Genomic DNA, 18,347 nt, shown 5'->3' with positions numbered 1-18,347 from the left:
TGGCATTATGCCTGTACTATCAAAGGCGTTGCACCGCCTTTGATAGCTTCTTTTTCCTTTTTATACTTTTGGCTACTTCATTACAATAACTTTCCTCCCTTCTGTTTTAAAATGAACACCTCCGGTTAGCTCGATCGTTTGTAATAATTTTTCTATTCGATCGAATTTGGATACAGTACCAATAAATGTCTCACCTGTCAGGTCACCCTGGTATGTGACATCAACATCATACCATCTGGCAATTGTTTTCATCACTTGTTGGATATCATCACCGTGAAAGACAAAATAACCGTTCTTCCAGGCTAAAGCATCTTCTAGGTTGACATTTTTTAGTGAAATTGCCTTGGTCTGTTTATTTATACGCGCCTGCTGACCAGGGTTGAGAATTTTAGCGGTGGGGGTCCGAGACGAATTATCTTTTGCCGACACCCGTACTTTTCCTTCAACAAGTGTAGTGGTTATTTCTTCCATATCTTCATAAGCACTGATCAGAAAGTTCGTTCCCATCACATGAATAGTAGCATCTACTGTCTGTACTTCGAATGGCATTTCCTTATTTTTAGCAATTTCTAAATAGGCCTCTCCTTCGAGGCGAACTTCCCTTTTTGCACCCTCAAACCGGGTTGGGTAGCTTAAAGAAGAGCTTGGACCTAACCAAACATGTGTACCATCGGGCAACTGAACTTGGAACTGTCCGCCCCGTGGCGTACTAAGTATGTTTTGTTTAATCTCCCCTGTGGCATTCGCTTTTGCCGCATGATAAACTAATTGTCCATCCTTCGTCTTACTAATGGTAATATCCCCCTCTTTAACCGTTTTATTGTCAATGGCCTCCAGATCAACTAGACTACCATCACCCAAAAGCAAAGTCGCTCGGTTGCGTACGGACTTGATTGCATCTTTTTCTGCATAAGTCACAGGTTGTATATGACTCGGTTTTCGGTCATAATAAAAAAGAGCTCCGACACTAAATGTGATTAGAACAATGGCGGCAACTAACCACTTTAATACATCAACCCTCCTCGTGTTATTTGTTGGTTGTTCTTTACCTCCAAGCACTTTATGAATCATTTGGGATGATTCTTCTTCATTAAAGAAAGTTTTTCCATGCTCGAAGCTTAGGCGTGCCTGTAAAAAGAGGTCTTCAACTACCTTTTTAGATGAGTTGTCACTTAGCAACTCATATAATTCCAAGCGTTCTTCTTGCGTAATTTCTTTACGCATCGCCTTATCAAATAAAAAGGTAATTCGTGCTCGACTCATATAGGCGTCTTAAAACGGATATCCGTTTTATTAGTTAGTTTTCTTATAAAGACACCGGCAACATCCATTTATGGATGTCTTATTTAAAAAAAATTAAAAAATAATACAGAACAGTAAATGAAGGTCTTTATAGACTATGAAACCCCAAATCTATGATGTTAAAAAGCATGTATAATAAAGGCAAAATAAAGTGATGTACCTTCACCAACTCGCTGAGCGACTGCATAGCCAATTGCTGATACTTAGCAACTGATGCTGTAGAAATATTGAGAACACTTGCAATTTCAGGATTTTTTAGTCCTTGCTGTCTTAAGGCAAAAACACGCTGTTGCTGAGGTGGCAATTTACTCAACGCTTTATCGAGCGCTTCGTATGGGTCGTTCGGGCTCTCAGATTCAGATAAAATCTCGCTTTCCAACGCGTTTAAGTATTGTTTGTGTTTCTCTTGTGTCTGCGTAAGTTGTCTTATTTTGTTAAGGGTATGATTTCTGGCAATAATAAATAAATAAGATGTAAAGTTGGTTATCTCTGGAAGTTTAGCTCTGTGAAGCCATATTTTCAAAAAAACATCCTGGACGACTTCTAAGGTGCTTTCTCGATCATTTAATAGGGAGTGTACAAAGGCACCCAGTTCATGATGATACACGGAGAACAGATACTTAAAAGCTTGTTCATCACTTTTTGCAATCCTTTGCAATAAAACACGCTCATTCTGCAGTTTTGGTAACAACATGAATTAGGTTTATCGTTAGCTTAATCTATAGAGCTAAATTATGGCTTTTTCAATCAAAATCTAAATATTAGACAATAAAAAATTACAAAAGCAAAAAGCTTTGCGTCTAAAATTTGCTAAAATCCTGAATTTAAATGTTAAGAACCTTTAATAAAATACGATTAAAATGCAGCTAATTTGTAAACGTATACATTACATTTATTTTTTTAGTTATGATAAAATTGCCACGTCTTATTTACGGTACAAGCAGTTTAGGCAACCTATATGAAGCATTAGATATTGAAACTAAGCATGAAATTGTCAAGGCCTGTGTGCAAAACGCTAAAGAAATCCCCGTATTTGACTGTGCGGGAAAGTATGGAGCCGGCTTAGCTTTGGAAACACTTGGAACGAGTTTAAAAAAGCTTGGCTTAACGAATGAAAAAGTACTGATTAGCAATAAACTTGGATGGTATCGTATTCCTTTAGCTAAAGGTGAGCAACCAAGTTTTGAGAAAGACGTGTGGAAAGATATTCGGCACGATGCCGTACAAAGGATAAGCTACCAGGGTATATTGGAGTGCTTTTATCAGGGTAACGAGCTGCTTAACGGTTTTATACCTCAGATGGTTTCTGTGCATGATCCTGACGAATATTTGGCAGCAGCGGACGGTATCAAAGAAGAAGAGCAGCGTTTTAAGAAAATATTACAAGCATACGAGGCACTTAATGAGTTGAAAGCAAAAGGCGAAGTTCATTCGGTAGGCATTGGTGCAAAAAACTGGAGGATTATCCAACGAATCAGTCCTTTAATCAAACTGGACTGGGTGATGATTGCAAATAGCTTAACCGTGCATCATCATCCGAAAGAGTTAGTGGATTTTATTATTGAGTTATCAAACAAAGGAGTTACCGTTATTAACTCGGCTGTATTCAACGGCGGCTTTTTAGTGGGAAGTAATTATTATAATTACTGTTACGTGAACAGGGAGTCAGAAGGAGGACAGAAACTGCATCAATGGCGTACGCTTTTTTTCGAAATCTGTAAAAGACACCAACTTCAACCTGCCGTTGTTTGTGTTCAGTTTGGCCTGCAGCTACCTGGCATTAACAGCATTGCGCTAAACACTTCCAAACCACACCATGTTGAACGAAATAGAGCAATGATTGATCAACGCGTAGATATGTGTGTTTGGAACGAATTAAAGGATGCGGGCCTGATTGCCTATTCAATTTAATATAGAGGTGTCTTCTATCTTGAAAGCAATAGAAGACACCTGCTGACTTATTTTACTTCGAAGGAAAAAGTTGATCCAACCCAAGCTGCATCAAAATCTTTACCGTTGTGATTTCCGGTTACTTTTTCAAAATTCTGCGCTTCAGCCACGTAGCGACCTGGCCACAAAGGGAGAAAACTTAACATACCATTTTCGTCTGTCATCACTTCCTTCGACCATCCTTCAGGAGAGGCCACGTTTACAGGCTTGTTAGCAAGGGGTTTCCCATTCAAGTAAGCAAATAATTTAACCGGTTTGTTTTTGGCAAAAATTTCATGATTATCAGCATATAGCTTTAATCCATTTTCATTTAAACCAGCGTCTACTTTACTGGATTTGCCAATACTTACATAGGCAGAAGAAACGAAGTGATATTTGGTTGTACCCCCCAGTTCTGCCGCCTCGTGACTTACCATTAACGTATATACGCCCTCGTTTTCAGGGGTAAAGCTGCTACTGTAATACGCTTGCCCCGGAATCGTTTTTAACTGGCTCTTTTTTCCATCAGGAGCGACAAGCCAAAGCGTAAAATCCTTTACATCCGAGTACCATTTTTCGGGAGCATCCCGTTCATTGAGGGCAAATTCCCCGTAAAAAACCTTCACGTCATGGGCCGTTCCCAATTTGCCATAGGTCGCAGTTTCAATCCATAAAGCATGCGCTTGCACTTGTATATAAGTGAAGAAGCATAAACATACTAATAAGGTAGCTTTTAAAATTCTCATGAATCTAATTCGTTTAATGTAGTGAACATAGCCTTGCTTAAGTGAGGCTAAGGTTTCAACAAATATACATCTATTTAGATTTAGTACAAATAAAAGACATAAAAACATTTTTTAGAAAACCGTATGAACCGGAATCCAAAGGCAGCTTTACTTCGGTAGAATCTCTATCATAATACGTTGGAGGTCTTTTTTTCGAAGAAAACCATTATATCGGAACAGTAATTCATTTTTTTCATTCAGTATGCAAATGGTTGGAAAGGAAATCTTTCCTGCTTCATCAGCACCGAGATAACTCGCCAGCGAATGTAAGCCTGTCGAGGCTCCATTTGGATTATAGTGAAAGGTCTTCTTATTGAATTTTATAGGCTCTTTCTGTTCCGCATTCAATTGAAGGAAATAATACCCTTGTTTAATACCGATTGGCCAATCATCCCCGAGATAGTGCTCCATCGCTCTGCAGTACCTACACCAATCCGTACCAATTAATATAAGGACCAATCTTTTTTGCTTTTGTTGTAGATAGGGCAATCGATCAAAAGACACCGTATCTAAGGGTACTGCAAATAATGCGGTTACCCTTAGCACGATGGTACAAACCAGCAAACATAAAACTGTTCCTTTTTTCATTCTTTAGCTATCAGAGATCAACCGTCGCCCTTCAGTTGCACTGAACCTTCTTCTCTGCTAACGTGAGTTGGGCGACTCATTCACGATTTCCATACTCAACCATTTAACTATTCAACGACTTCGTTAAATACGGATTCTGACACCAAGAAATCCTCTAATCCCTTGGTTTGGTCCATACGCGTAACCATCAGGATCAAACTGTAAACCATATGGATTATCTGAAGTTGGCACAATCCGGCCATCACTGCCGTAAACCACCCCTCTATTAAATGGATCAAAAGATCGCGCAATCGGTGATTTTATACCTGCCCCCTCCCCTTCGGCTATGGCAGGCACACTTTTCGAAATCGTCCAATCTAATAAATTTTTAATTCCTCCGTATATTTCCCATTTGTCGCCTCCATGCCAAGTAAACTGAATATTCTGAATGCTCCATACTGGAGAATACTCCGGTCTAGGATCTAATTCACTCAGCAAAGCTAGGCGCATCGGGCCGTATATATTTCCTGTATAGTCTATTCCCAGATTCAGCGTCTTAATATGGTAAGACAAAGCCCAGGTAGCCGTCCAATTTTCGGTCAAGATGGGACGGAATTTCTCCATTGCCCCAGCCTCATTTCTTTCTTTATTGAAAACATTCATCCAAGTACCACCGGCGGTTAATTTCAGACCATTATACATCGCTAAATCTGCATTTAGACTAATACCTCGTGTAACACCATGGCCATCCAGGTTTCTGTAGATGATCTTTCTCGGATCCAAGTCATAATTCGGTAAGATCCGATTGTTGAAGTAGGTATACCATGCGGATGATTCAAAACTCAATAGATTTCCATCCCCAAGTTGTAATTTCTTAATATAATTCAAATTCACATTAACACTCCGCTCGGGCTTTAAATCCCCTTCAATTTCTACATCGCGAGCGCCCGTTAAGGCGGCATGATCTTCTGTAAAGAGATTAACAACCCGGAAGCCTGTTCCGGCATTTAATCGAAGGATATCATTGTCCGTTATACTCCACTTATAAGCCATTCGCGGCGTAAAAATATCCCCATGATCCGAGTTATAATCATAGCGCATGCCGAGTAATAAACTGTGTTTATCGGCCAATTTTATTTCGTCCTGCAGAAAAACACCTGGCATAGTCATTTTACTGGCGTCATTAATGATTTCGCCGTCGTCTCCAACTAGTTCAGTCGCCGCAGTATTGTCATTGTAGTAGGTATATCGCAAGGCGGCACCTATTAATAAATCATGTTTACCCAGTCGCTTATCCCAAGTCAGTTGTCCAAAAGCAATGCGCTGTTTAGCCAAATACCATTCATCACCGTAAACTGAGTTCTGATCATGGTTATTATAAGAAAACATAAAAAACATTTTTTCCTTTACGGGTAATTGATAGTTCCCCAAAACTTCCCATCTTTTAGTATAGATACTCTCGCCATACACTTTGTCACTTCCTCTAAACGATTTATTCCAAGTTGTTTGCCCTCCCCAACGATCTTCATATAAATATCTTCCTGCCAGCGAGAGCAAGCGATTCTCCTTTCGGTTAAAATTCCATTTCTGAAAAACGGATATTCGATTCTGCAGCGTCATATCCGTGAAACCATCGTGGTTATGGTCTACTTTATCGGTAAAGTTAAAATAGTTTACTCCGGTCAATACATTCGCCTTCTTACCTATAGATTGGTTAAGACCAAGATCTGCATTGTATTCCCGCCAGCTTGTTCCGAAGATATCCGCAGATAATCTTGAAGCCTGTTGAGGCTTTTTGGTAATGATATTAATCAGCCCTCCAACCGCCTCCGAACCGTACAAGGAAGAAGCCGGACCCTTTACTACTTCCACCCGCTCTATAAGAGAGGAAGGTATCCCCGACAAACCATAAACGGTTGATAAACCACTTACAATAGGCATACCATCGATCAGAACCATAGTATAAGGACCTTCTAATCCGTTAATATGAATATCACCTGTATTGCACACATTGCAATTTATTTGTGGACGGACACCGTTTACCATTTGCAACGCATCGAATACCGTTGCCGTTGGATTTTTTTTAAAAAAGTTATGATTATATACTTCTACAGGAACGGGAGTTTCCAATCTATTCACTTCTTTCATCGTACCGGTAATCACCACTTCTTCCAATCCACCTTCTTCTTCCTCCATATTGAAATCCAACCTAATATCCTGTTGACCCGCAACCTGAACAACTTTCAACTGGCTCACAAAGCCTAAACGGCTAACCAAAAGCCGATATGTTCCATCAGGTAACCCCTCAAAAATATATTGGCCGGTACTGTCACTTACAGTCCCCCTTTTTGTATTCTCTATTTTAATTGTAGCACCCTCTAATGGTGCGCCAAGATGGAAAATACGACCTTCTATTGCAGTATCCGTTTGCGCTATAATAACTGTTCTCGTCAAGAGAAGAAAGAGAAAAAGGGTTATGTGCTTCATATATACCTATTGTTTGTAATTTGAATCACAAAACTATAAAAGTTAGATTAATCTAACAAATAAAATAAAAATATTTACAATAGAAGTAAGGCCTGCCTTTATTTACAGGTCACCTCAATTTAACTTGCCTTTTTTCTAATTCTTACTATTGTGCCTTTTAGATACTTTTGACGGGTTTTATGACTATTAGTGTCAAGATAGAAGATAACAACAATGTACCTGCCATCAGAATATAAGAAGCCCCAAAACCATGTGTAACTCCATTTAGATATCCAACAATGTAAGCGCCAACAAAAGAACCTAAGGCTCCCATGCTATTGATCAGACCAAGCGCCCCCCCTGATACATTTCTGGGTAAAATTTCGGTGATTACCGCAAAAAAAGGTCCGTAAGGAGCATACATAGATCCACCCGCAATTACCAGCAAAGAAAACGAAAGCCAAAAGTTAGTGGTGCCTATAAGGAAAGAACCATAAAAAGCTAAAGCGCTGATTAATAGAAAAGGCCAAACGTAGAGTCTTCGATTCATGCTTTTATCAGAAGCATAGGAGGCTGCAAGCATGGCCACAATCGCTAACAGATATGGCACCGACGATAACCATCCCGTTGTCACAATATCCATGTCCGGAGCTGCTTTAATAATAGAAGGCAACCACATGACAAAGCCATATAAGCCCATACTCCAAAGGAAATATTGAAGGCATAATAAGATAACGGTCTTTGATCTAAATGCTTCTAAATAGTTTTTTACCGGCTTTATAGCTCGCTGTTCCTCCTGCAAACGACTCTCAATACTCTTTTTCTCTTCAGTATTTAGCCAGTTTGCCTCGTTTGGCTTTTCGTCAATCATTTTCCACCAAACAAAAGCCCAAACTATGGCGGGTGCGCCTTGTAGAATAAACATCCACCGCCAACCCAAGGCATGGATAAGGTAACCTGAAAGTACCGACATCCAAAGAACTGTTGCCGGATTTCCGAGTATCAAGAAGGTATTTGCCCTTGAACGTTCTTCTTTTGTAAACCATTGGCTTAGTAAAATAAGCATAGCGGGCATTACCGCACTTTCTACCACACCTAACATAAATCTTATAACAATGAGTAAGTTTACATTGTTAACCATGCCTGTGGCTGTTGCCAGAATACCCCATAGGATAAGCGACCAAAAAATTAATTTCTTTGCACTTTTATGTGCTGCATAATGTGCTCCCGGTATCTGAAAGAAAAAATAACCGAGAAAGAAAAGCGACCCTAACAAGGATGATATACTAGGTGTAATTTTCAGATCCTCTGCCATACCACCGGCGGCGGCAAAGCCAAAGTTAGCACGGTCGAGATAAGCTAAACTGTAGGTGATAAAGACAATCGGAATAATTCGATACCAGCGGGAGGGAGCTAATGTGTTAATCATTAGAGTAGAATTTATAATTGAATACTATAGAAACGGGAATTCGCCCGATTGTGTATATACGTTCTGACAGAGGCCATTATATTCGCACAGCCTGTCTGGCCAGTAAACGCCAGTGCCCCTCATGCAAATGCCAGACCTGGAGTACTTTCAGATTAACTGTTCCGGGCGACTTACCCGCGTCATGCGTACGGGCAAAGAAATGGTGCCTTACAATCGCTGTTTTATCTTCTATGTCAATTTTTTCCTCCGTTAAATCAATCTGCAAGAATTTGAATTTTCCATTCACCATAGAAGCGATACAAGTTTCTCTGTCCTCAATTAAACCACTCGAATGTCCATAAGTTAGCAGTGGCGATGTTAATGCCTCAAACTTCGATTGATCGGGATGAAGCATGGTTTGACGAAAATCCTCTACAGCTTCCTTAACGGCTAACTGATTAGATTGCCTAGCCTTATTTGAACAACTCATCAAAACCATAGCCGATATTATCAGATATTTATACATTTTTTTCCTTTAACTTGTCCGAAAGCAGTTTAGTAAAAATCCCGATTTTTTAAATAGGCATCCAATTCTTCTCTAGACATTGGCAGTTCGTCACCTGATAAGTTTTTCAACCAATTGATAAAGTCGTTTTTAATATCGTCTGTCCACTTACTATCGATCTGTCCGGAGAGGTATTTTTTCTCTCTTAATCGTTGGGCTCCGAAAGCGTCTCTTAGCATGGTAAATTCAGAACTGATTACTAAATCCTCTACAAGATGCGAAGGAATAAATATAGTTCCATATTTATTCGCCAAAACGGCATCTCCCGGAAGTACCGTTGCTCTGCCAATCCGAATGGGTGCGTTAATAGTTGTTAAGGTCATTTCCATGATATACGAGGGATCTTGTCCTTTTGCCCATACGTTGAAACCTTTTATTTGACTTAACCCGTCCATATCTCGTACGGCACCCCAGAATATAACACCATTTTTTGAATTGGTATAAATGGTATTTCCAAGCATATCCCCAATCAATGTTCCATCGATAATTTTACCATAACTATCGGCAACGTACACATCACCCGGTACGAGTACATCAATGGGCCAAGTATTTGTACCTCCTTGAGTAGATCGTTTTTCTTTCAATCCCTGCTGCTTAATCTGTTCGACAAGGTCGGGTCTGGCAGGCATATATTGCGCCGTAACAGCCCTTCCGACCATTACCTGATCAGGGTACATAATCAGCTCCCAATTGGCTTCAAACTGGTTATTATATTTCTGGCTTCTTAAATATCCCCAAGCTTGCTCCATGGATATTTTTTTTAATCTTTCTAAAAGATTATCAGGAATCTTTGGACGTCCATCGGGATACCGCTCGCCCTTCCACTGTGAAGTTAATGCGGTGATATATTCAGGAGACGATCCAACTTGTTGAGCGAATACCGTTGAAACAAAAAAAACAAATGCTAAATAGCTTAAGATAATTTTTTTCATAAAAAGGATTTGTTTGTTTAAATTATTGTATTTAATAGTAAAACGATGTGAGCCTTTTTGCGAGTAGCTGTTAAAGAATTATAAACCTGGCACTAAAGCATCTATAGAAAACTATTTTCATAGCGCCTTTTATTTTTTATAACATAGGACATTGTGGTTAAAAATCCCAGTGTATCGGCTAACGAAGGCCTAGACATACATGGAGGAATAAGTTAGAAGTGTGTACACTTCCCGTCATCCCATATATTAATAGATTATTATTTCATCATCTTCTATTTTATATTGAAATGGTTTAATCAACTGCATTGCATTTAACAACTGGGTAATATTTTCTCCGGCAATGTTCGCTGTATAACGATAACTCTTTACTTTTTGAGCACTGACCTGGATATTCACATTATACCATCTTTCCAATTTTGGAATTAACTCCTCCATCGTTTCATTTTTAAAGATCAGCTTGTTATCAATCCAAGAAGTTTCCTGAATATACTCCTTATCCTCCACGTGTACTTTTGATAAATTTCCTATTGTCACAATTACGGAATTCGGTTGCTTATCCATTGCCTGCTTAGAATTTATTACAGCTATTTTCTCTGACGGTTTTAACACTATTCGTTCTTTCGGCCTCTTATTGACAGATAACTCTATCGCACCTTTAATCAATGTAGCTTCCGTTTTCTGTTCCTTTGGATAAGCCTTTACGTTAAACGCCGTGCCTAATACCCGGATAGATATTTCTTCGGTTCTGATTATAAACGGTTTATTTCTATCTTTAGCCACATCGAAGTACGCTTCTCCTTCCAAACTTACCAAACGACGCCTCGCATCCTTAAAATCATTATAAGATAAACGACTATCTGCATTTAACCATACTTTAGTACCATCAGGCAAAATCCACTGCTTACGTATGCCCTTTTCCGCCACAATTTCGATTCGATTACCCAAGGCATCTTGGTCAGAATATCGACGCCAAAAAAAACCAATCAGCAAGACACTTATTACAGAAGCTGCAGCACTATAAAAAAACCATTTTCTCCTAAGTGACCATCGTTTTTCCAGCTTGGTATTAAATGAATTTTCATCATCTTTTTCCGCAACAAAATCGAATTTGTGCTGGTGCTTTGCCTTATGCCTTTGATAAAATGCTTGCGGATCGCTATTTTGAACGGTATCTTGCGACCATAACTCTTTTACAAATTCGTCATAGTATATTGCTTCAGGACTCTCACTTAACAACTTCGTTAGCTCTTCCTGCTCTAATTCGTTAATCTCGCCCGCCATCTTACGGGTCAATAGCACAATGATTCTATTGTCATTCATAAAATTCGGGAGTATCTTTACGCATACCAATTGACGCTCTCAATTATAAAGACAATGGTTTCGTTAAAACTCCCTAAGGCGTATTTATTTTTTTCTTAATGTAAAGACATTGTATAGTATAGTTGTTGAGTGGTATTGTATAACCACCCAACGATTTTACTATTCAACAACAAACAAATTAACTAACTCCAAGTGCGGTCATGGGACCTTCGGTCATCCCATTGTGGCGTTGGTTCAAAATAAGATTTATCCTTTTCGATTAAATGCTCTTTTACTACCTCGTCGTTTAACTCAATCCCGAGTCCAGGTGCATTTAAAGGCACATTAGCGTAACCTTTTTCAATTAATTTTCTTCCATCCGTTGTCTTTACCAAATCTTCCCACCAAGGCACATCGACCGAGTGATGCTCGAGCGACAAAAAGTTTTCTGTAGCGGCGGCACAATGTACGTTAGCCATGAAAGAAATAGGCGTACCCGCCTGGTGCATGGCCATACCTATTCCGAATTCCTGCGCGTAATCACCTATCCTTTTTGTCTCTAAAAGACCTCCCGAAGAGGCTAAATCCGGGTGTATTAAGTCTACGGCTCGATTGTGGATTAGGTTTTTAAAATTACTTAGCAAATAGATATCCTCCCCCGTTATGGTCGGGGTCTCTATTGCCTCCGTGATTGACTTCCATTGTTCAGTATATTGCCACGGCACCACGTCTTCCAACCAAGCCAATCGGTATTTCTCCAATGCCCTGCCTAAACGAATACCATTATTTAAATCAAAATGGCCGTAATGGTCCGTCGATATGGGAACATCATAACCAACCATACCGCGCACGTTTTCTACAATCCTTGCAAGTTCTTCCAGGCCTTTATCTGTTATCTGAATCTGAGTAAAGGGATGCATGCGATTAGCATACGCCATGTAATTATTATCTCCCCATTGCGCTAATCGTCCTTGGTTATTTTCCCAGAATTTACTGTTTACTACGGTGCCGGGTTTGCCCCTAAGTTCTCCTATGGATACATCCATCTTTAGCCAGGTATAACCCTGTTCCTCAATCCTATACTGGATGAGTTTCTTCTGTTCTTCCACTGAGCTGGCTTCCGGTGTATCAGCATACAACCGCACTTTATCTCGGTATAAACCACCCAACAACTGCCAGGCTGGAACATTATAGGCCTTCCCACAAATATCCCATAGGGCCATTTCTACGGCACAAACGCCTCCTGCTTGTCGTGAATCTCCTCCAAACTGCTTAATCATTCTGAATATCTTTTCTACATTGCATGGGTTTTCGCCTATTATCCTGCTTTTTAAAAATAAAGCATAGCGCTCATCTGCACCGTCACGCACTTCGCCCAAACCATAGATGCCTTGGTTGGTATCAATACGAATGATGGCTGTACGTCCCATTACACGGGTTACGCAGTAACGCATGTCAGTTATCTTTAAATCTGAAGGTGCCGAATTTCTATTTACCCGTGAGGTTGTATGCGCCAAGGTTTCTTCTATTGGCAAACTCACTAAACCACCTAGAGTTAGGCCACCCAATGCCATTTTTTTTAAAAAATCCCGTCTAGGTTCTTCCTTTGGGAGTGATTTACTTTCTACCAATGCTTTTTGTCGTTGTGTGCATTCAGCAATACGTGTTTGTTCTTTGATTTCTTGAATGATATTTTTCATAATTCCGGTTATTACTTTATCCTAGATTTTGTGATTTCTTTAATTACCTTGATCCCAAAAAATGTGTGTTCCCAAACTATTACCCCCCATTCTGTTAATTGCTTCCTGTATATTCACTGCATTGACAGAAATTTCCCGCAGTGGATATACAAGCCTCCTAATAAATCCTCCGGCACCTGGGATCGATGGGTCTTGGGAAGGAAAGTTTACAGGGTTAAGCCGAGGATAGCCACTTCGTCTAAAATTCGCCCAGGCTTCTGACCAATTTCGGAAGGAACTGACCCAATATTGTTCATTAATCTGTTCAAGCGCTCTTTCTGATGTAAAAGCGATATTCGGACTATGAAGATAAACTTCCTTTTCTTCTGCGGTAATACTAGGCATATTCCCAAATAAAGGCGCCTGCTCCATGTGCGCACTAATACCGGTTTCGTAATATTGTTGCGCATTACCGGAAGGAAGGTATCCCCTAGTAGCCGCCTCCGCTAATAACAACTGTGTTTGTGAAAAAGAGATCAAGAATTCAGGTGCGTCTATACGCATTACCGTGGAACGGTTAAACTGAGAATACTCCCATGCTGATCCTATTTTGCCTGGATAATCCGGTGCCGTTTCAATGGAACTTTCGTCATAACCATAAGGCATGCCCTGTTGATCTGCCGGATTTGTATTAGCAGCACCGGCAGTTGCCAGCGGATTCGCAGGTAATTCATATTTCACCGCTATATACCGAAGTCGCGGGTCGTTATTATTTTTTAAAAAATCCACAAACGGCTTGCCGATGTAATAATTGGCACGCTCTCCTCCTAATAAAGCGTTTGATGTACCATTTGTATACATGGCATTAAATTGAATAAGCGCATTGTCCTCATTCGACTGCATAACACCTCCCCTCACAGGATCAGTTGCTGTAGCAACGATCGATCTCGCTTTTTCTTCGTCTATTTTTGTATAACGCATTCCTAGGCGAAGCAAAAGAGAATTTCCCAATCGCTTCCAACGATCTATTGTACCTCCGTAAAACAAATCAGCAGAACCAATACTCGATCTGGTCGGATCCAAGGCATCTGTTGCCTCGATATATTCTTTCATAATCGCATCATATATCGCTTCCGCCGGATCATATCTAGGCAAATAATCGGCTTGTGTATACCCCAGCCCGGCTTCCGTGTAAGGCACATCGCCATAAGTATCCACAAGTAGCTGAAAACAATACGCTTTCCAAATACGTGCCATGTGATACAAGTTGTGTTGCTCTTCTTTTCCTTCTGTTTTATTGGTCACCTCAATTAAGTATCTAATTGGCCCTGTGTAAATGGCATTAAAGGCTTCACTAGCGTGTTGATCATTTATAATATTCCGATTCCCTGCTGCTAAAAGTCCCCCGTAAGGTGTATTAATTTGTTGCACGATTTCGCCCTGGTAGTGATAAGATGCAATAGCCGATAAACGTTGTGCATTTGAGAAAAGATAAGCTGGCTCTAAATCACTCGCCAGCGAAGGATTTGTATTGATCTCTTCAAAATTCTTATCACATCCGCTACTGGCATACAAAACGGCCGTCATTAGAAGATGTACTAAAATCTTTTTCATAAAATGAATTCATTTAAAAATTAACATTGAGATTCAGTCCATAAGTACGCGTGGTTGGCAAGGCATGTGTTTCTAATCCGGAATTCAGATCTGATGCCGAATACTGTGTTTCCGGATCCAAATTATCCACTGCCTTGTGGATAATAAAAGGATTGTTGATAAATACGTTGGCATTAATCGACTTAATAAAGGTATGTTTCAAAAACTTACTAAAATCGTATCCAACGGAAAGTGTGCGCGCACGTATAAAACCTGCGTCATAAACAAAGGGGGTTGCTATGTTTCCGGAGCGATATTGGCTATAGAACAATTCCGCTTCCACAGCAGTAGTATTAGGTGAACCATCGTTATTTACACCGTCAAAAACAACACCTCCTTCACGGCCGACTAAACTATTTTTGTGCAGGCCATGGCGCGTCCAGTTGAAGTTTGAATTCGAGATCATTTTATGGCCCGCCTTGAAATCGATTTGCATAAAAAAGCGGATACCCTTATAGGTTACTGTATTTAGCCATCCGCCGGTATGAGGTGGTATAGCGCTTCCATAAGTTACAATGCTTCCGGGTAAAAAGAGACCGTTCGATGTGATAATTTCTCCCTGGGCATTCCGCAAATAGTCTACCCCGCGTAAAGAGGCCATTGGCATGCCAACCTCATGGGAAACGATACCAATATACTCACCGGTACCTACGTCAAAACGAGTTTGGTTATCCGCTAATTGCAATACTTTACTCTTATTGTACGCATAATTTACGATGGATTCCCACTTAATATGCTCCTTTCGAACCGGAGTTACAGTAATAGACGCTTCAAGTCCCCGATTTCGTAGTTTACCAACATTGACAAGTGTCTGCCCATATCCCGATGCGTTGGAGATATCGACATTTAAGATTTCATCCTCGGTTAACTTGTTGTAAGCGGCGATGTCTACCGCCAAACGATTGTCAAAAAGCTTAAAATCAATACCAAATTCTGTCTCCTTGACGGTAAGAGGACGTAGATTGGCATTGGGACTTATGGCTGATGTGATAATACCTAAAGGAACGCCATTAAAGAGATTATTCTCAATATTGTAGTAAAGACTATTGGTGTATGGATTGGTATCGCCGCCTACTTCAGCATATGACGCTCTAAACTTTCCAAAATCCAGCCAAGTAGGTTTAGATGACCAAATTTGACTAAAAACAAAACTAGTACTGGCAGAAGGATAAAATGCGCTATTGGAGGCCGGATTTAACGTAGAAAACCAGTCGTTTCTACCGGTCAGGTTTAAAAACAAAAACTCATCAAAAGAAAAGTCTATCGTACCGAAAACGGAGTTGACTCTTTTGTGTGACAGTGAGTAAACCGGATTCTTTATTTGCCCATTATCGATTGTGTAAAGATCGCGAATAAAGAAATTGGTGACAGATGTTCCCATTCCCTCCGATTTCTGATCCATTGAATTCATACCAAAAGTAGCATCGACTCCCCAGTGACCTATCTGGTGGTTCAAGCCAACCAAAAAGTCGATATTCCGTTCGCGAAAGGTACTGGTGTTTTGAAAATAATTGCCGTTAAACCCGGTGGGTGCTACCGGAAGCATGGCCGTTCCCGTTGGCCGATTAGCATGCCGCACATTGGTAAAATAGTCTTGTCCCACCCGTCCCTGAGCCCACAACCAAGGCCTAAACTGGTAACGCAAAGAAATATTACCGAATAAACGATCGCGCTTTTGTGTCTCAAAGCGCTCATTAATAGACCAATAAGGATTGGTTCTATCCGTAAATCGCGCGGGATTGATTTCATTCCCGGTGACAGGGTCTTTATAAGCATTTTCCAACCATTTCATATCAATGCTGTTTGCAAGCGTATAAACGGTTTGGTTAACATTAAAAGCTTGTTGATTAACAACAGGCGGATTGTTGTTAAATTCATTGGAGTAGTTGGCATTTACCTGAACAGAAAGCTCTTTATTAAGGTTATAGTTAAGGCCAATATTAAATATTTTTTTATTATAATCAGAATTAGGAACAATGCTATTCGCTTTGGTATTAGCAAAAGAAACTCGAAAATTACCTTTCTCATTAGCTCCCGAAACGGCTAACGAATTGGTGAAAGTCCTACCCATATCGTAAAAATCTTTAATCCTGTTTTTGTAAGGAAGGTAAGGGCGTTCGATCCCGTCATGTTGCATCATAGGGAGGCCATCAAATCGAGGACCGAAGCTCCAGACACCGGTTCGTCTAGCGTCCGCTAAGGTTACGTTGCGAATACCATACTCACCTTGACCATATTCATATTGAAAATCCGTATAATCTAATGGTTGGTCTGCCTGAAAGCTTGAGGTGTAACTGATCCCGATTCCGGCTTGTTGATCGCTCCCGGATTTTGTTGTAATAATTATCGCTCCATCTTTAGCCCTGAACCCATATAACGCGGCCGCAGCCGCTCCTTTCAATACCGTAAGCGAGGCAATATCATCCGGATTAATACTCTGTAGACCGTCTCCTAAATCGGTATTCATTTCACCGGTATTACCGCCACTTGCTCCATTTGCTCCGCCTTGCGGTGCGTTATTAATCGGTACTCCATTTACAACGATCAAAGGCGAGTTATTGCCTCCAAATGAGGATTGTCCTCTTAAACGAATTTTGGAAGAGCCTCCAGGTCCAGTTGGAGAAGGAGAGACATTTAATCCCGCCACTTTTCCCGACAAGCTGTTCCCAAAATTAGTTGTCCGATTTTCAGTTAACTGTTCAGGATCAACAGCAGAAGCCGAGTAGCCCAATTTTTTGTTTTCGCGCTTAATTCCCAAGGCGGTTACAATAACTTCACCCAGTTGTTGCGCATCTTCCTGCAATATAACGTCCAATCTATTTTTCGCGGTCGTACTGATTTCCTGTGAGACATAACCCAGATAGGTAAATACAAGGACGGCATTAGCTGAGACGACAAGTGTGTAAGAACCATCAGCAGCAGTCCGTGTCCCTTTCCCTTGCGCCCCTTTTACTAACACACTTACACCTGCAAGCGGTTGGCCGGAAGCACTTTTGACCAACCCACTGATTGTTTTTTGCTGATGCAACTTATTCCTCACCACGACAAGGTTGTCTTTCAACTCCATATATTCTAAATCAGTATTAAGCAGCAGACGAGCCAGCACCTCCATAACAGGCATATCTTTTGCACTGATAGAAACCGGCTTTTCGAAAACGCCGTTCTCTTCGCTGTACATAAGCCGTATTTTACCCTTTTTTTCAAGTAATGGAAACACATTTTTGAGCTTTACATTTTGCACCACCAGATCAATTTTTTCGCCTTGATGATCAGTGTTGGCTATACTGTTTAGAGAAAAAAGCAAGAGAAGAAAAAAACAGTAAAAACGTAATAAACATTTGGTTTTTGTAAAAAAGTAAACAAAAAGTCTTCCAGGAAGAACTCTTTCGTTTAGTTCTTTTTTTTTCATAGCTTTGGTCATAATTGTTAAAAAATCTGAAGAATAGTGTTAAGCTAGTTCTAGGAGTCAAATGAGAGGTGTTGGCGCACTTCTCATTTTTTTTATCATTCCGATCTTGTCATAGTTATTAATTTATAATAGTTAACAATACATTTATTCACCCTGTTGCATGCCATTTTTTAAAGCTTGCGGTTTATGATTAGTCTTTCGTTCTGTTTATTGGTTCTTACTATTAAAGACAATAAATTTTTAAAAATTCCCTAATAACTTTTGATATTAAAAAGCAGTGGCTATCAATTTCTATAACTACCTAACTATTTGTCAACTTAACAGCTAACGTTTGCATCGCTACTACAACAATG

Annotated in this window: 13 protein-coding genes; 1 reads left to right on the top strand and 12 read right to left on the bottom strand. The window is 40.1% G+C overall.

Features of this window, described 5'->3' with window-relative positions:
• Positions 1-72: 72 nt before the first annotated feature.
• On the bottom strand, positions 73-1,263 hold the full coding sequence (locus tag FKG96_RS11320; RefSeq protein WP_013666046.1) for a FecR family protein: 1,191 nt from the start codon (positions 1,261-1,263) through the stop codon (positions 73-75).
• A gap of 127 nt (positions 1,264-1,390) precedes the next feature.
• A complete protein-coding gene (locus FKG96_RS11315) occupies positions 1,391-1,996 on the bottom strand; it encodes an RNA polymerase sigma factor (protein WP_013666045.1) in 606 nt (201 codons plus the stop codon).
• A gap of 212 nt (positions 1,997-2,208) precedes the next feature.
• Here FKG96_RS11315 and FKG96_RS11310 point away from each other — a divergent pair, with 212 nt between their 5' ends.
• Positions 2,209-3,213 carry an aldo/keto reductase gene (locus FKG96_RS11310; RefSeq protein WP_130857640.1) on the top strand — a complete coding sequence of 335 codons (1,005 nt, stop codon included), beginning with the start codon at positions 2,209-2,211 and terminating at the stop codon, positions 3,211-3,213.
• 47 nt (positions 3,214-3,260) lie between these two features.
• Here the strand turns inward: FKG96_RS11310 and FKG96_RS11305 are convergent, their stop codons facing one another.
• The 10 genes from FKG96_RS11305 to FKG96_RS11260 all read right to left on the bottom strand — a co-directional run bounded on the left by FKG96_RS11305 (position 3,261) and on the right by FKG96_RS11260 (position 17,994).
• The gene (locus FKG96_RS11305; protein WP_041388269.1) at positions 3,261-3,977 is read right to left on the bottom strand and encodes a DUF4198 domain-containing protein; all 717 of its coding nucleotides are present in this window, start codon (positions 3,975-3,977) and stop codon (positions 3,261-3,263) included.
• Positions 3,978-4,124: 147 nt separating this feature from the next.
• Positions 4,125-4,604 (bottom strand): hypothetical protein, encoded by a 480-nt coding sequence (locus FKG96_RS11300; protein WP_130857641.1) that lies wholly within the window; start codon positions 4,602-4,604, stop codon positions 4,125-4,127.
• Between the two features lie 123 nt (positions 4,605-4,727).
• Entirely contained in the window at positions 4,728-7,070 is a 2,343-nt protein-coding gene (locus FKG96_RS11295; RefSeq protein WP_130857642.1) for a TonB-dependent receptor, read from the bottom strand.
• A 157-nt stretch (positions 7,071-7,227) separates the two neighbouring features.
• Complete coding sequence (locus FKG96_RS11290) at positions 7,228-8,478, bottom strand: MFS transporter (RefSeq protein ID WP_130857643.1); 1,251 nt, start codon at positions 8,476-8,478, stop codon at positions 7,228-7,230.
• 76 nt (positions 8,479-8,554) lie between these two features.
• Positions 8,555-8,983 (bottom strand): nuclear transport factor 2 family protein, encoded by a 429-nt coding sequence (locus FKG96_RS11285; protein WP_130857644.1) that lies wholly within the window; start codon positions 8,981-8,983, stop codon positions 8,555-8,557.
• Positions 8,984-9,012: 29 nt separating this feature from the next.
• Positions 9,013-9,954: an RraA family protein gene (locus FKG96_RS11280; protein ID WP_130857645.1), complete on the bottom strand. Its 942-nt coding sequence runs from the start codon at positions 9,952-9,954 to the stop codon at positions 9,013-9,015.
• A gap of 246 nt (positions 9,955-10,200) precedes the next feature.
• Positions 10,201-11,274, bottom strand: a complete 1,074-nt coding sequence (locus tag FKG96_RS11275; RefSeq protein WP_130857646.1) for a FecR family protein — start codon at positions 11,272-11,274, stop codon at positions 10,201-10,203.
• A 182-nt stretch (positions 11,275-11,456) separates the two neighbouring features.
• A complete protein-coding gene (locus tag FKG96_RS11270) occupies positions 11,457-12,953 on the bottom strand; it encodes a mandelate racemase/muconate lactonizing enzyme family protein (protein WP_130857647.1) in 1,497 nt (498 codons plus the stop codon).
• A 39-nt stretch (positions 12,954-12,992) separates the two neighbouring features.
• Positions 12,993-14,546: a SusD/RagB family nutrient-binding outer membrane lipoprotein gene (locus FKG96_RS11265; RefSeq protein WP_130857648.1), complete on the bottom strand. Its 1,554-nt coding sequence runs from the start codon at positions 14,544-14,546 to the stop codon at positions 12,993-12,995.
• A gap of 13 nt (positions 14,547-14,559) precedes the next feature.
• Positions 14,560-17,994, bottom strand: a complete 3,435-nt coding sequence (locus tag FKG96_RS11260; RefSeq protein WP_130857649.1) for a SusC/RagA family TonB-linked outer membrane protein — start codon at positions 17,992-17,994, stop codon at positions 14,560-14,562.
• Between the last annotated feature and the right edge of the window lie 353 nt (positions 17,995-18,347).

This window comes from Olivibacter sp. LS-1 (assembly GCF_008245145.1).
Lineage (GTDB): Bacteria > Bacteroidota > Bacteroidia > Sphingobacteriales > Sphingobacteriaceae > Olivibacter > Olivibacter oleidegradans.
This window is presented reverse-complemented; position numbering and strand designations above follow the sequence as displayed.

Coding starts and splice junctions, on each gene's coding strand:
- FKG96_RS11320 (WP_013666046.1), bottom strand. CDS start 1,263: ATGAGTCGAGCACGAATTACCTTTTTATTTGATAAGGCGATGCGTAAA.
- FKG96_RS11315 (WP_013666045.1), bottom strand. CDS start 1,996: ATGTTGTTACCAAAACTGCAGAATGAGCGTGTTTTATTGCAAAGGATT.
- FKG96_RS11310 (WP_130857640.1), top strand. CDS start 2,209: ATGATAAAATTGCCACGTCTTATTTACGGTACAAGCAGTTTAGGCAAC.
- FKG96_RS11305 (WP_041388269.1), bottom strand. CDS start 3,977: ATGAGAATTTTAAAAGCTACCTTATTAGTATGTTTATGCTTCTTCACT.
- FKG96_RS11300 (WP_130857641.1), bottom strand. CDS start 4,604: ATGAAAAAAGGAACAGTTTTATGTTTGCTGGTTTGTACCATCGTGCTA.
- FKG96_RS11295 (WP_130857642.1), bottom strand. CDS start 7,070: ATGAAGCACATAACCCTTTTTCTCTTTCTTCTCTTGACGAGAACAGTT.
- FKG96_RS11290 (WP_130857643.1), bottom strand. CDS start 8,478: ATGATTAACACATTAGCTCCCTCCCGCTGGTATCGAATTATTCCGATT.
- FKG96_RS11285 (WP_130857644.1), bottom strand. CDS start 8,983: ATGTATAAATATCTGATAATATCGGCTATGGTTTTGATGAGTTGTTCA.
- FKG96_RS11280 (WP_130857645.1), bottom strand. CDS start 9,954: ATGAAAAAAATTATCTTAAGCTATTTAGCATTTGTTTTTTTTGTTTCA.
- FKG96_RS11275 (WP_130857646.1), bottom strand. CDS start 11,274: ATGAATGACAATAGAATCATTGTGCTATTGACCCGTAAGATGGCGGGC.
- FKG96_RS11270 (WP_130857647.1), bottom strand. CDS start 12,953: ATGAAAAATATCATTCAAGAAATCAAAGAACAAACACGTATTGCTGAA.
- FKG96_RS11265 (WP_130857648.1), bottom strand. CDS start 14,546: ATGAAAAAGATTTTAGTACATCTTCTAATGACGGCCGTTTTGTATGCC.
- FKG96_RS11260 (WP_130857649.1), bottom strand. CDS start 17,994: ATGAAAAAAAAAGAACTAAACGAAAGAGTTCTTCCTGGAAGACTTTTT.